At 60.9% G+C, this 13,609-nt stretch carries 12 protein-coding genes; 3 read left to right on the forward strand and 9 right to left on the reverse strand.

Annotation, left to right across the window (positions count from 1 at the left end):
• Positions 1-101: 101 nt before the first annotated feature.
• A complete protein-coding gene (locus ACOTYN_RS20065) occupies positions 102-1,604 on the reverse strand; it encodes a sugar ABC transporter ATP-binding protein (protein WP_332958711.1) in 1,503 nt (500 codons plus the stop codon).
• A gap of 159 nt (positions 1,605-1,763) precedes the next feature.
• Between ACOTYN_RS20065 and ACOTYN_RS20070 the strand changes: the two genes are divergently transcribed.
• Together ACOTYN_RS20070 and ACOTYN_RS20075 are read left to right on the forward strand one after the other, a co-directional pair.
• The gene (locus tag ACOTYN_RS20070; protein ID WP_332958715.1) at positions 1,764-2,852 is read left to right on the forward strand and encodes an oxidoreductase; all 1,089 of its coding nucleotides are present in this window, start codon (positions 1,764-1,766) and stop codon (positions 2,850-2,852) included.
• Positions 2,853-2,911: 59 nt separating this feature from the next.
• On the forward strand, positions 2,912-3,655 hold the full coding sequence (locus ACOTYN_RS20075; protein ID WP_014882958.1) for an SDR family NAD(P)-dependent oxidoreductase: 744 nt from the start codon (positions 2,912-2,914) through the stop codon (positions 3,653-3,655).
• Between the two features lie 132 nt (positions 3,656-3,787).
• Here the strand turns inward: ACOTYN_RS20075 and ACOTYN_RS20080 are convergent, their stop codons facing one another.
• The 7 genes from ACOTYN_RS20080 to entC all read right to left on the reverse strand — a co-directional run bounded on the left by ACOTYN_RS20080 (position 3,788) and on the right by entC (position 11,129).
• Positions 3,788-3,985 carry a YbdD/YjiX family protein gene (locus tag ACOTYN_RS20080; protein WP_014169079.1) on the reverse strand — a complete coding sequence of 66 codons (198 nt, stop codon included), beginning with the start codon at positions 3,983-3,985 and terminating at the stop codon, positions 3,788-3,790.
• Between the two features lie 59 nt (positions 3,986-4,044).
• Positions 4,045-6,150, reverse strand: a complete 2,106-nt coding sequence (gene cstA / locus ACOTYN_RS20085) for a pyruvate/proton symporter CstA (RefSeq protein WP_332958717.1) — start codon at positions 6,148-6,150, stop codon at positions 4,045-4,047.
• A 149-nt stretch (positions 6,151-6,299) separates the two neighbouring features.
• Positions 6,300-6,713, reverse strand: coding sequence for a proofreading thioesterase EntH (gene entH / locus ACOTYN_RS20090; protein ID WP_014882954.1), 414 nt, complete (start codon positions 6,711-6,713; stop codon positions 6,300-6,302).
• Positions 6,714-7,469: a 2,3-dihydro-2,3-dihydroxybenzoate dehydrogenase EntA gene (gene entA / locus ACOTYN_RS20095; protein ID WP_241819744.1), complete on the reverse strand. Its 756-nt coding sequence runs from the start codon at positions 7,467-7,469 to the stop codon at positions 6,714-6,716. It lies immediately after the preceding gene.
• Positions 7,469-8,323 (reverse strand): isochorismatase, encoded by an 855-nt coding sequence (locus ACOTYN_RS20100; RefSeq protein WP_320728890.1) that lies wholly within the window; start codon positions 8,321-8,323, stop codon positions 7,469-7,471. Before ACOTYN_RS20100 ends, entA begins: the two co-directional genes overlap by 1 nt.
• 10 nt (positions 8,324-8,333) lie before the next feature.
• Positions 8,334-9,944: a (2,3-dihydroxybenzoyl)adenylate synthase EntE gene (gene entE, locus ACOTYN_RS20105; RefSeq protein ID WP_332958727.1), complete on the reverse strand. Its 1,611-nt coding sequence runs from the start codon at positions 9,942-9,944 to the stop codon at positions 8,334-8,336.
• Between the two features lie 9 nt (positions 9,945-9,953).
• Positions 9,954-11,129 (reverse strand): isochorismate synthase EntC, encoded by a 1,176-nt coding sequence (gene entC, locus ACOTYN_RS20110; RefSeq protein ID WP_241819742.1) that lies wholly within the window; start codon positions 11,127-11,129, stop codon positions 9,954-9,956.
• Positions 11,130-11,316: 187 nt separating this feature from the next.
• On the opposite strand from entC, the gene fepB reads away from it, so the two are divergent.
• Positions 11,317-12,276 (forward strand): Fe2+-enterobactin ABC transporter substrate-binding protein, encoded by a 960-nt coding sequence (gene fepB / locus ACOTYN_RS20115; protein WP_063861199.1) that lies wholly within the window; start codon positions 11,317-11,319, stop codon positions 12,274-12,276.
• Between the two features lie 83 nt (positions 12,277-12,359).
• On the opposite strand, the gene entS is transcribed toward fepB, so the two are convergent.
• Positions 12,360-13,595, reverse strand: coding sequence for an enterobactin transporter EntS (gene entS, locus ACOTYN_RS20120; RefSeq protein WP_014882948.1), 1,236 nt, complete (start codon positions 13,593-13,595; stop codon positions 12,360-12,362).
• Positions 13,596-13,609: the final 14 nt, after the last annotated feature.

Here is a 13,609-nt window from a genome sequence, read left to right on the forward strand (position 1 = left end):
ATGAAAGCCTGTCCTCAGCATAGTACCGGGAAGGAGGGAGTGACCATCTCATTAAATATGCTGACGGCCTGACGCCGCCGCAGTCACTGAAAGGGCCTTACTCACGACGCCGATCCTCCGGTTGAATAATAAAGTAGTGTCTCTTCACGGGCCTCGGCCCCGGCGATTTCCGCCACGATACGTCCGTCCCACAGCACGCAGATGCGGTCGCACAGCCCGACCAGCTCGGCAAATTCACCCGAGGCATAAATCACCCCTTTGCCCTCGCGCGCCAGGCCGTCAATCAGCTGGAACAGATCGGTTTTGGCTTTCACGTCCACGCCCTTCGTCGGCTCATCGAAAATCAGCACGCTGGCATCATTACGCAGCCATTTACCGATGGCGACCTTCTGCTGGTTGCCGCCGGACAAACGGCGCAGCACCTGCCCCGGCCCCCGCGCACGCACGCCGACGCGGGCAATCACCTCTTCTGCCCAGCGCCACGCCTGACGATGACCAAACAGGCTCCAGCGCGAGAAGCTGTTATCGGCGCACACGGCAAGGTTCATGCTCACGGGCTCGTCGATAAAAATGCCCTCCTTGCGCCGCTCCTCCGGCACCAGCGCCAGCCCGCGCAGCACCGAGTCGGCCGGGTCGTGCGGTTTCCAGGGCTGATAATTCAATTCGCCTTGTGCCACCCGGCTTTTCGTGGCGCCAAACAGCGCCTTACAAAGTTCGGTTTTACCCGCGCCCGCCAGCCCGGCAATGCCCAGAATTTCGCCTTTGCGCAGGTGAAGGGAGATATCTTTCAGCAGCGCGTCATCGTGCAGGCCCTCTACGCGCAGCAACGTTTCGTCGCTGTGCGGGGGGCGAGCAGGCGGGTAAATATCGCTCAGCACGTGGCCAAGCATCTTCTCAACGATCGCTTCGCCGCTGAGATCGGCCATCGGGCCGGACTCAATCAGCTTGCCGTCACGCAGCACCGTCAGGGTGTCGCAGATGGCTTTCAGCTCGTGAATACGGTGCGAGATAAACACTACGCTGATGCCCTGCTGCTGCAGGCGTCTCACCACCGCAAACAGGCGCTCGCTTTCGTGTGCATCCAGCGGTGCGGTGGGTTCATCCAGAATTAAAAAACGGCAATGATGGGACAGCGCCCGCGCCAGCAAAATCTGCTGTTTTTCAGCAAGCGTGCAGCTGTCGACCGATCGCCGAACATCCATGGACACGTCCAGTTGCGCCAGCGCCTGTCTCGCCTGGTGACGAACCGCACGCCAGCTGAAGCGGTGCCCGGGCTGCGCAAGCTGGTCGAGCATGATGTTCTCGGCAATGCTCAGCCCCGGGATCAGCGCCACGTCCACTTCCTGCTGCACAAGGTGAATGCCCAGCCGTTTGGCGTCCAGCGGCTCGCGGATCGTCACCGACTGGTTGTTAATGCAAATCTCGCCTTCATAGCGATCGTGCGTTCCGCACAGCACCGCCATCAGCGTCGATTTCCCCGCGCCGTTGGCGCCGGTCAGCGCATGCACCGACCCGCCGCTCAGGGTAAAGTCCACCCGTGACAGCGCCTGAAAGCCGGAAAAGGCCAGGCTGATACCACGCATCTCAAGGCGACTGGAAACCATCCGCGTAAATCCTTCATTACTCTTCTGATTTATCGAATTTTTCACAGCGCCGGTTGACTGACAACGACGGAAAAGGCATAAGATAAAGCGAAATATTATTAGCCATCCGGATGTCCAGACATAACATCGGGTTAGCGCGTGCTAAAAAAGGACAACACCATGAGCAATACCGATATCCGCGTCGTGCCCGGCCCGGCGAACTACTTCTCCCACCCAGGCAGCCTTGCGCATCTCAATGATTTCTTCACGCCGGAGCAGCTTTCCCGCGCGGTGTGGATTTACGGCGAGCGCGCCATCGAAGCCGCGCGCCCTTTCCTGCCAGCGAGCTTTGACGCGCCGGGGGCAAAACACCTGCTGTTTAAGGGCCACTGCAGCGAGCGCGACGTCAGCCACCTGGTGAATGAAGCCGGCAGCGACGTCAGCGTGGTGATAGGCATCGGCGGCGGCTCGGTGATGGATACCGTCAAAGCCGTGGCGCGCCGTTCAGGTGTACCGTTCGTGGGCATCCCCACCATCGCCGCGACCTGCGCGGCGTGGACCCCGCTCTCCGTCTGGTACAACGATAAAGGCCAGGCGCTGCAGTTTGAGATTTTCGACGACGCGAACTTCCTGGTGCTGGTGGAGCCGCAGATCGTTCTCAATGCCCCGGCGGAATACCTGCTGGCGGGCATCGGCGACACGCTGGCGAAGTGGTACGAAGCGGTTGTGTTGGCACCTGAGCCGGAAAACCTGCCCCTGACCGTGCGGCTGGGCATCAACAGCGCGCTGGCGATCCGCGACGTGCTGCTGGAACGCAGCGAGGAAGCGCTGGCAGACCAACAGCGTGGCGAGTTATCGCAGGCGTTCCGGGACGTAGTGGATGCGATCGTTGCCGGCGGGGGAATGGTCGGCGGTCTGGGCGAGCGCTACACCCGCGTGGCGGCGGCGCATGCCGTACATAACGGCTTAACCGTGCTGCCGCAGACGGAAAAATACCTGCACGGCACCAAGGTGGCCTACGGCATTCTGGTGCAAAGCGCCCTGCTCGGCCAGGACGACGTGCTGGCGCAGCTGGTGGCGGCCTATCAACGCTTTAACCTGCCGACCCGGCTACGCGAACTGGACGTTGATATTAATAACCGCGACGCGCTGGATAAGGTTATTACCCACACTCTGCGTCCGGTGGAGTCGATTCATTATCTGCCCGTTGAGTTAACCCCTGACGTTCTGCGCGCCGCGTTTGAGAAGGTGGAAACATTCCCCCGTTAAATGCGCCGACCGTCTATACCTAATGATGATTCTCACCACTCTCTCGCAACGAGGTCATCATGCAGATCGATTTAACAGGTAAGAAAGCGCTGGTTACCGGTGCCAGCCGTGGATTGGGCCGTGCGATAGCCCTGTCGCTGGCCCGCGCCGGTGCCGATGTGGTTATAACGTATGAAAAATCAGCCGATAAAGCCCAGGCGGTCGCCGATGAGATAAAAGCGCTTGGCCGATACGGTGAAGCCGTACAGGCTGACAGCGCCAGCGCGCAGGCGATTCAGGATGCCGTCACCCATGCGGCGCGCGCGCTCGGCGGGCTGGACATTCTGGTCAACAACGCCGGGATCGCGCGCGGTGGCCCGCTGGAGTCCATGACGCTGGCTGACATTGACGCCCTGATCAACGTCAACATCCGCGGCGTGGTGATCGCCATTCAGGAAGCGCTGGTGCACATGTCTGACGGCGGGCGCATCATTAACATCGGCAGCTGCCTGGCAAACCGCGTGGCCATGCCCGGTATTGCCGTTTACTCCATGACCAAGTCGGCTCTCAACTCTCTTACCCGCGGCCTGGCGCGCGATCTCGGCCCGCGCGGCATCACCGTCAACCTGGTGCATCCCGGTCCGACCAACAGCGATATGAACCCGGAGGACGGGGAACAGGCGGAAGCCCAGCGCCAGATGATTGCGGTCGGCCATTACGGTCAGCCGGAAGACATCGCGGCGGCAGTCACTTTCCTCGCCAGCCCGGCCGCCGGGCAGATCTCCGGTACCGGTCTGGACGTGGACGGCGGTTTGAACGCCTGAACGCATATTTTCTGCAAGCCTCTGTCGTCCGGCAGAGGCCTTTTCGAGCGCTCTCGACGGTTCACGTCAGGAGGTGGCGGCAATTTACGGCTGCAAGCAGGAGCAGATCAGCCTCTATTTACCAAAAGAGGGTTAACAGCACTTCGCCCCGCCCTTGCCGCCGTAGCGGGCGTCCTGGCGGTCGCGGAAAAAGGCTTCGTAGGTCATGGGCGTCTGGTCCGGGTGGTTGACGCGCATATGTTCAACGTAGTTGTCGTAGTCCGGCACACCAATCATCATTTTGGCGGCCTGGCCCAGGTACTTACCTGCTTTGGAGAGGGTGTCGAACATCGTTCTGGTCTCACAGAAAATGTAGGCCGGGTAAGCGCTAGCGCCACCCGGCACACTGGTTAATGCGCCCCTTTCGCCTGGGTGACAATCTCTTCCAGGTTTTCAGGCATTGGCTCATACGGTGTCTCTTTCGCCGTTGGCTTATCCACTTTCAATGCTGCCAGCGCGGTTTTAAGAGAATATAACGCCAGCACCACGACCACCACCATAAAGAAGATGGTCAGCCCGGCATCCAGACGGTTATTAAACACCAGCTGCGACAGCTGAGACTCGTTGTACTGCGCCGGGATCTTGCCGCTGTCGATCATCGCCTGGAACTTATTGGCAATCGCCAGGAAGCCCACTTTGTTATCCGGGCTGAAGGCTTTCTGCCAGCCTGCCGTCAGGGTACAGATCAGCAGCCACGCGGTCGGCACCAGCGCCACCCACGCATAGCGCTGGCGCTTCATTTTGAACAACACCACTGCGCAGAGCATCAGCGCCATGCCTGCCAGCATCTGGTTGGCAATACCGAACAGCGGCCAGAGCGTGTTAATGCCGCCGAGCGGATCCACCACGCCCTGATGCAGGAAGTAGCCCCACGCCAGCACGCACAGTGCCGTCGCCAGCAGGTTAGCCGGGAGCGAATCGGTACGCTTCAGGTTCGGGGAGATCACCCCCAGCAGATCCTGCAGCATAAAGCGCGCCGCACGCGTACCGGCATCCACCGCCGTCAGGATAAACAGCGCCTCGAACAGAATGGCGAAGTGATACCAGAACGACACGTCCATCAGCCCACCCAGCGCACCGTGGAGAATGTAGGCCATACCCACCGCCAGCGTTGGCGCACCACCCGCACGGGAGATAATTGACTGCTCGCCCACCTCATTAGCGATATGCGTCAACGTTTCAGGGGTAATCGCAAAGCCCCAGCCGCTGACCACCTGCGCAGCAGACGCCACGACGTCAACGGTCCCGGCCGGGGCCAGTACCGCCATCGGGCTGTTCATCGCGAAGTAGACGCCCGGGTCGATAATACAGGCGGAAACCAGCGCCATAATGGCGACGAAGGATTCCATCAGCATGCCGCCGTAGCCAATCAGGCAGGCCTGATTTTCATTCGCCAGCATCTTCGGCGTGGTCCCGGAGGCAATCAGCGCGTGGAAACCAGACACCGCACCGCAGGCGATGGTGATAAACAGGAACGGGAACAGGTTGCCCGTCCAGACCGGGCCGGTACCGTCGATGAACTTAGTCAGCGCAGGCATGGTCAGGGTCGGACGCATAATCAGAATGCCGATCGCCAGCCCGACGATGGTACCGATTTTCAGGAACGTAGAGAGGTAGTCACGCGGGGCCAACAGCAGCCACACCGGCAGCACCGCCGCCACAAAGCCATACCCCACCAGCATCCAGGTCAGCTGTATACCGGTAAAGTCGAAGAACGGCGCCCAGGTCGGGCTTTCCGCCACCCAGCCGCCGGAAATAATGGCGAACACCAGGAACACCAGGCCAATCACCGACACTTCACCAATGCGTCCCGGGCGCAGGTAGCGAATATAAATTCCCATAAACAGCGCCAGCGGTATGGTGAACGCGACGGTGTATGTCCCCCACGGGCTGTGGGTCAGCGCTTTCACCACAATCATCGCCAGCACCGCGAGGATGATCACCATGATCATAAAGGTCGCCACCAGGGCAATCACCCCGGCGGTTGCCCCCATCTCCTCTTTCACCAGCTCGCCCAGCGAACGGCCGTCGCGGCGGGTGGAGACGAACAGCACCATAAAGTCCTGCACCGCGCCCGCCAGCACCACGCCCGCGAGGATCCAGATCATCCCGGGCAGGTAGCCCATCTGGGCCGCCAGCACCGGCCCCACCAGTGGGCCCGCCCCGGCAATCGCCGCAAAATGGTGACCGAACAGCACTTTTTTGTCGGTCGGGACGTAGTCCAGACCGTCATTATGACGTACGGCAGGCGTCATACGCGTCGCATCAACGCCCAGGACGGTTTTCGCGATATAGCGGCCATAAAAACGATACGCGATCAGATAAATGCAGACGGAGGCGACAACGATCCAGAGCGCATTGATCTGTTCCCCCCGGTTGAGGGCGATATAGCCCAGGGCAAAAGCTCCCACAACGGAGAGCCCTGCCCATGTAAGGTATTTCCCTGAGTTGTTCATTGTGGTTATCCGTTGTTGTGAAACAGTGAGATGTTACATTTTGTTTCTAGAACAACGGTAAATATTTAACAACTCTGAAACGCAATAATGTGTGGTCAAACCAGAGATTTACACCACAGTGTTAAGCCGATCACTTTCAGCTAAATGACTTACCCCAACACCATCGTACTCAACCTGCAGGTACAGCATCGTCGTCCCTGCTCGTCGAAAACCACAATTTCCCAGCTCTGGTTTGTTCTCCCCAGATGCAGCGGCTGGCACACCCCACGCACCTTCCCCTGCGCCACGGCACGGTGGTGTGTGGCGTTCAGTTCGGTGCCCACGACGCTTTGCCCGTCACGGGTCATCAGAAATCCGGCCATCGACCCCAGCGTTTCCGCCAGCGCGGCTGAGGCGCCGCCGTGCAGCAGGCCAAACGGCTGATGGGTACGCGCATCCACCGGCATCTCGGCCTCGAGCGTGTCGTCGCCGAGGCGGGTATAGACGATGCCCACATGCGCCACCAGGGTGTTCATGCTGGTCGCGTTCAGCTCGTCGAGCGATAAATGACGTTTCCAGATCATTTACGCCCCCAGCGTGGAGCCGCCGTCCACCACGATATCCTGCAGAGTGATATGGCTGGCGGCATCGGAGGCAAGGAACAGCACGGTACTGGCAATCTCCTGCGGACGGGCGATTTTGCCAAGCGGAATACCAAGCTTGAACTGCTCGCCAAAACCGCGAATGCGCTGCTGCTGTGCATCGTCGTTCGTCCACAGGGTCCGCTGCATATCGGTGTCCGTTGACCCCGGCGACACCAGGTTACAGCGTACGCCGCTGCCCGCCAGCTCCAGGCCGACGGTCAGGGCGAGGCTTTTCAGTGCCGCTTTCGAGGCGCCGTAGGCGCTCATCCCGATACGCGGCGTATGTGCCGCGTCAGAGGAGACGGTGACGATCGCCCCGCCCTGCTGACGGCGAAACTGGCCCATCGTCTGCTGGAACAGGTTGAACGCACCGCCAACGTTGACCGCGAAGGTCTGCTGCCAGTCCTCCTGCGAGAGCTGGTCGGTCGCCCCCATACGCAGAATACCCGCCGCGTTGACCAGCACGTCCAGGCGTTCAAGCGAAGCCAGCACGCGGCCACACACGTCACTCACCTGCGCGGCATTTGCTACGTCCAGCGTTTCAGTCGCGAAGGGGTAGTCGTCCTGCGGGAAGGCCAGATCGAACCCGGTCACCTGCGCGCCCGCGTCAACAAACGCCAGCGCCGTCGCGTAGCCTATCCCCTTCCCCGCGCCCGTCACCCAGACGGTTTTGCCGCTGAAATCGAATCCCGCCATCACTTCACCTCGCGGGAGAGCAGCGCCCACCAGGCGTCGAGGGTAGGATTTTTGGCCAGCATCACGAAGTCGATATCGCCATGCACTTTGCGCCAGCGGGCGGCCAGCGCCATCATGCGCACAGAGTCCAGACCATAGTCGATCAGGTTTTCGTCATCCATCGGCTCATCGGACTCGTCCAGCAGCAGCAGGATCAGCGCGCGCAGCGCCGTTTTCGATGCCGGAATGGACGGCAGCAGCTCGTCGGTCATCACCACGCGGCCTGAACGCCCGGCAACGTAGTTGAGGGACATCAGGTGCTCGTCGCGGGTGAAATCCGCCAGCGCGTCGGCGATAAAGAACGGCTTGATGTCGCGCATAAAGGCATCGGTCGCGGTGGTCATGCAGCCGATGTGGGCGTACACGCCGGTAATCAGCAGCTGGTTGCGGCCGGTCTCTTTCAGCATCTGCTCCAGCGGCGAACGATGGAACGCGCTATAGCGCCACTTCACCAGCACGGTGTCCGCTTCGTCCGGCGTCAGTTCGGCCACAATACGCTGCTGGTCCGGCGAGCGGGTCAGGCCCGGCCCCCACATGTCGTTCAGCAGGGCGCGGTCCTCATCGCTCTGCTCTTTTGGCTGCGCGGTGTAGTACACCGGAATATTGTGCGCTTTGCAGTACGCGCGAAGTCTGGCGATATTCGCGACCACCTGTTGCATCATGGCGCTGTTTTCGCCCCAGAAATTCAGGAAATACTCCTGCATGTCGTGGATCAGCAGCGCGGCACGTTCTGGCTCGAACGCCCAGTTCACTTTATTGGCTGGCAGTTCTGCAGCGGTCGGCAGCGCGTAAGCGGTTAATTTTGGAATGGCCATACTCTGTTCCTCAGCCCTGTGCCCGTTCAGCCAGCCACAGGCGCAACTGTTTCTTATCGACTTTGCCGACCGGCGTCAGCGGGAGCGCATCCACGCTCTCCACGCGGTCCGGCAGTTTAAACTCGGCAACGCCCTCCTCGCGAAGGAAGCGGCGCACCTCGACCGCGCGCAGGGGCTTTTTCACCACCAGATACGCGCAGCTCTTTTCGCCCAGCAGGCTGTCCTCCATGCTCACCAGCGCGGCGTGGATCACCGACTCATGGCGCAGCAGCAGGTTTTCGATCTCTTCCGCGGCGATCTTCTCTCCGCCGCGGTTGATCTGATCTTTCTCGCGCCCCTGCACGGTGATATAGCCCTGCTCGTCGATGGCGATCAGATCGCCGGAGCAGTAAAAACCCTCAGCGTCGAAAGCGCTGGCGTTGTGTTCCGGGCTGTTAAAATAGCCGCGGAAGGTGTACGGCCCGCGCGTCATCAGACGCCCGACTTCCCCGCGCGGCAGCGGATTGCCGTGTTCATCTGCCACCCACACTTCGTCGTCCGGACACATCGGGCGGCCCTGGGTATTGATGATGCGTTCCGGGGCGTCGTCGAGCGCGGTGTAGTTCACCAGCCCTTCCGCCATGCCAAACACCTGCTGAAGCTGACAGCCGATTTCCGCCGGAATGCGCGCGGCAAGCGTGGCGGAAAGGCGCGCACCGCCCACCTGCAGGAGCTTGAGAGATTTAAGCTGTGCGTTCCCCGCGCCGTCGGCAATCGCCTGCAGCCACAGGCTGACCGCCGGTGGCACCAGCGAGGTGACGTTGATCTGATGTTGCTCAATTAACGGGAAGCAGAGCGTGGCGCTCGGGTCGCTCGCTAACACCACACAGCCACCCGCCGTGAAAACGCCTAACGATCCCGGCGAACTCATGGCGTAGTTATGTGCTGCGGGTAGCGCGTTCAGATAACGGGTCTTCGCGGTAATGCCGCAAATCTCGTTGCTGCGGCGGATGCTGTAGTCGTAATCGTTGTGCGTGCGCGGGATCAGCTTCGGCGTGCCGGTGCTCCCCCCGGAAAGCTGAAAGAAGGCCACTTCATCGGCGGGCGTCGGGTTCGGGATGACGTTGTCCGCCGGGCGGGCAATCGCCGCGTCCAGGGCGTGTTCGCCCTTATCGCCGCGCAGGAGCACGACGCGTACCGACCGATGCGTATCCACGAAGGTGTTGAGGAAATCATCGTCCGCAAACAGCGCGTGATCGCGATCGGCAATCAGCACGGCGGGTTTGATCTGCATAGCGTAGGCGTTCAGTTCGCTGCGCTGATGGCTAAAGAGCGCGTTGACCGGCGCGACGCCGATTTGCAGCAGCGCAAAGAAGGTCATGTAGAACTCGGCCACGTTGCCGAGCTGTACCAGTGCGGTTTCACCGCGATGCAGCCCCTGCGCCTGAAGTGCGGACGCGAGGTTGTTCACCGCCTGATTAAAGTTACGATAGGTGATAAGCCGTTCGCCGTCGATAATCGCCACGGCATCGCTGTCCGCATGGTCCGTCAGGATGTGGGTCAGCGGCAGATCCTGCCAGTAGCCTTTTTCTCGGTAGCGACGGGCAAAATCCTCCGGCCAGCGGGTAAAGGGAATGGTCATCAGTCTTCCTTAGTGCAAACCAAACACGTTGAGCATGGTGGAAAGCTTCACACCGGTTTCACGCCATTCGCCCACAGGAGAGGAGGCAGGCACAATGCCCGCGCCAGCAAACAGGCGAACGGTATTTTTATGCAGCCGCGCGCAGCGGATGGTCACCACCCACTCGCCGTTCCCTTCGCTGTCGCACCAGCCGACGATGCCGCCGAACAGCTCGCGATCAAACGGTTCCAGCTCGGCAATCAGCGCTTTCGCCGCCTGATGCGGGAAGCCGCTCAGGGCCGGGGTCGGGTGCAGCAGGCAAGCCAGCGTCAGGGCGTTCTCGTTTTCACGCGCCTCGCCCTCCACCGGCGTTGCCAGGTGCCACAGCGTTGGCGTGGTAATGAGCTGCGGAGAAGACGGCATGGTCAGGTGATGGCTGCGCGGTTCCAGAATCGCTTTCATCGCCTGGGTGACCAGGTCGTGCTCGTGGCGATCTTTTTCGGACGCCAGCAGCTTATTACCCGCCTCGCGATCCAGTACATCGTCCGGCTGACGACGCGCGGAGCCTGCCAGCGGCAGCGAGCTAAAGTGCGCGCCCTCTTTGCGCAGCAGCAGTTCCGGGCTGGCGCCGAGCAGCACGCCCCCGTCCTCCAGCGGTACGTGGAAGTTAAAACTGGCCGGATTCTGGGCGATAAGGCGCTCCATCAGGGCACCGCTGTCCAGCTTTTTGTCAGCCGCGATATCAATCAGGCGCGACAACACCACCTTGTTCACCCGCGGGGTGGCGGTGAGCAACGCTGCACGCGCGACCATCTCTTCAAACACGGACTGCGCAGGGATCTCGGTGCGTTGTTGCACCTTCAGCGCCTGTGAACCGGAGAAATAACGTGCGGATTGCTGACGCGCAGGACGGGAAAAGGTCTGCCAGCGTTGCGGAATAAACAGCGACGACGGCTTGCGGGTATCAAAGGGAATGGCCCCCACCATCACCGGATGGGCAATGCCGCTGGCTTTCGCATTCCGGAAAGCCTGGGCTAATTTTTGCTGGAAGTGACCTGCCGGATCGTCGCCGCCGACGGCGGGTTCACTGAAGCGGGCAAAACAGCCGGAGGTGGTAAAACTGCGGTAAGGCGACATAAAGAAAAAGCTGTCTGATGGCAGCGTGGTCGCGGTGTGCTGAACTTCCTCAGCCAGGGACGTGTCCATATCATCCTCCACAAACGATAAAAGAAGCAATAATGATTATCATTTATATTTTCGTCGGCTAACCTAATCCCACAGCGTCCCGCTGTCAACCGCCGGACAAATAACTTGTTCGACAAACGCTTGCATCACTCCCCGGCAACCATGAAAATGAGAAGCATTATCTTCAATAAAAACAGGATGCCGCTCTGTGAAACTCCTTGCCATATGCCGCAATGCCCTTCTTCTGACAGGATTTTTTGTTTTAGGACTAACCTCAGCGGTCGCCGCCGACTGGCCGCGTCAGGTCACCGACAGCCGTGGCGTTCATACCCTTGAGCACAAACCGACGCGCATTGTCTCCACCAGCGTGACCCTGACCGGCTCCCTGCTGGCAATTGATGCGCCGGTTATCGCCAGCGGTGCGACCACGCCGAATAACCGCGTCGCGGATGCGCAGGGTTTCCTGCGCCAGTGGGGAGACATTGCGAAACAGCGTAAGGTTGCGCGGCTGTATATTGGTGAACCCAGCGCAGAGGCGGTGGCCGCCCAAATGCCGGATCTGATTTTGATCAGCGCCACCGGCGGGGATTCGGCGCTGGCGCTGTACGATCAGCTCTCGGCCATCGCGCCCACGCTTATCATCAACTACGACGACAAAAGCTGGCAGGAACTGCTGACGCAGCTGGGCACGATGACCGGACACGAAAAGCAGGCCACCGAGCGCATTGCCGCATTTGATGAACAGCTCGCCCAGGTGAAGCAGCAGATGACGCTGCCGCCGCAGCCAGTAAACGCCATCGTCTATACCGCCGCCGCACACACGGCGAACCTGTGGACCACGGAATCGGCCCAGGGCAAGCTTCTGCACCAGCTGGGCTTTACGCTGGCGGACCTGCCTGCCGGGTTGCATACCTCGAAAAGCCAGGGGAAACGCCACGACATTATTCAGCTGGGTGGGGAAAACCTGGCGACGGGGCTAAACGGCGAAGGGCTGTTTGTCTTTGCCGGCGACCAGAAAGACGTGGATGCGATCTACGCCAACCCGCTGCTGGCGCACCTGCCAGCTGTGCAGAACAAGCGCGTCTGGGCGCTGGGAACGGAGACGTTCCGCCTGGATTATTACAGCGCGATGTTGGTGTTACAGCGTTTAGAGGCAATTTTCAGGTAATAACTGCGCCCGGTGGCGCTTCGCTTACCGGGCCTACGGGTGCAAAATGTAGGCCGGGTAAGGCGCAGCCGCCACCCGGCAAATCACACCGGAGCACTCTCCTGCCTGAACCGACGCAACTCCACCAAAACCGCCAGTAAAATCACGCCAACAACGGCTAACACTAACCCGCTGCTGCTCGCCGAGGCCACCGGGCTCATGACGGCTCCCAGTCCGCCAAGGATCGCCGCACCGATCGCATCCCCCGTCACGTTCTGCGCGGTCCACAAACCGTTAATGCGCCCGAGCATCCCCTCCGGCGTCTGGGTCTGGATCAGGGTGTACTGTAAAAGCGAGCTGATGGCGCTCAGCCAGCCAAAAATCGTCAGACACATCACCCCGAGCGCCCACACCGGCATCAGGCTGAAGAAGCCAATGGCAACAAACGAGGCCAGCGTGGCAAGCAGCATAATCAGCCCCGGACGCGCGCTCTGCGCCAGATGACCGCTGGTCAACGCGCCGCACGCCGCGCCGAGCGGAATGGCGGCGTAGAGAATACCGATTTCCGAGGCGCTCATCTGCCACTCGCCCGCCAGCGCCGGGTACAACACGCGCACCGCGCTCGCCATGGTCAGCAGACCACCGAGCAGCGCAATGCCGCCAATCAGCGGGTTGCTGAACAGAAAACGAATGGCCGCCATCAGGGACTTCAGCGGATGCTCACGCGGCTGCGGCGGAGGTGGCAGCAACGGCAGGCGCAGCAGCGTCAACGTGGTAATGAAGGTTCCCGCCGCCGCCAGCCCGTAGTTCCACGCCACGTTGCCGGTGGCCAGCAGCAGGCCACCCACCATCGGCGAAATCACCGAGCCGAGGCGCACGGTGAGCATGGTGATCGCCCCCGCCTGCATCAGATTCTCGCGCCCCACCAGCGCAGGCGTCGCCGCCAGCAGCGCCGTCACGCCTAGCGAGGCAAAAAAACCGTCCCACAGCCCCAGGGCGTAAATTGCCATCAGCGACGGCTCCGGCAGCAAAGCGTTAATACACAGCCCGATAAAGCCCACGCCACAGGTGCCGCGCGCCAGCAGGATCAGTTTTTTACGCTCGTAGCGGTCCGCCAGCACGCCGCCGACCATCAGGCCGATAAACATTGCGCTGCCGGTTAACGTAACCGATAACCCCACCAGCCAGCTGGAGTGCGTCATGGCCTGGATCTGGACCGGCACCGCCACGCCGAGAAGCCCGAGGGACAAAATGGAGATAAAGCGCGCGATAAAAACGGCGCGATACGCCGGGTGCGTTTTGAGCAGGCTGAGGTTGAGCAGCCAGGATTTTTGATTCATGACAAAGCCTTGAG

Origin of the sequence: Enterobacter cloacae complex sp. IR5458, from assembly GCF_049238025.1 — a bacterium.
GTDB lineage: Bacteria > Pseudomonadota > Gammaproteobacteria > Enterobacterales > Enterobacteriaceae > Enterobacter > Enterobacter kobei.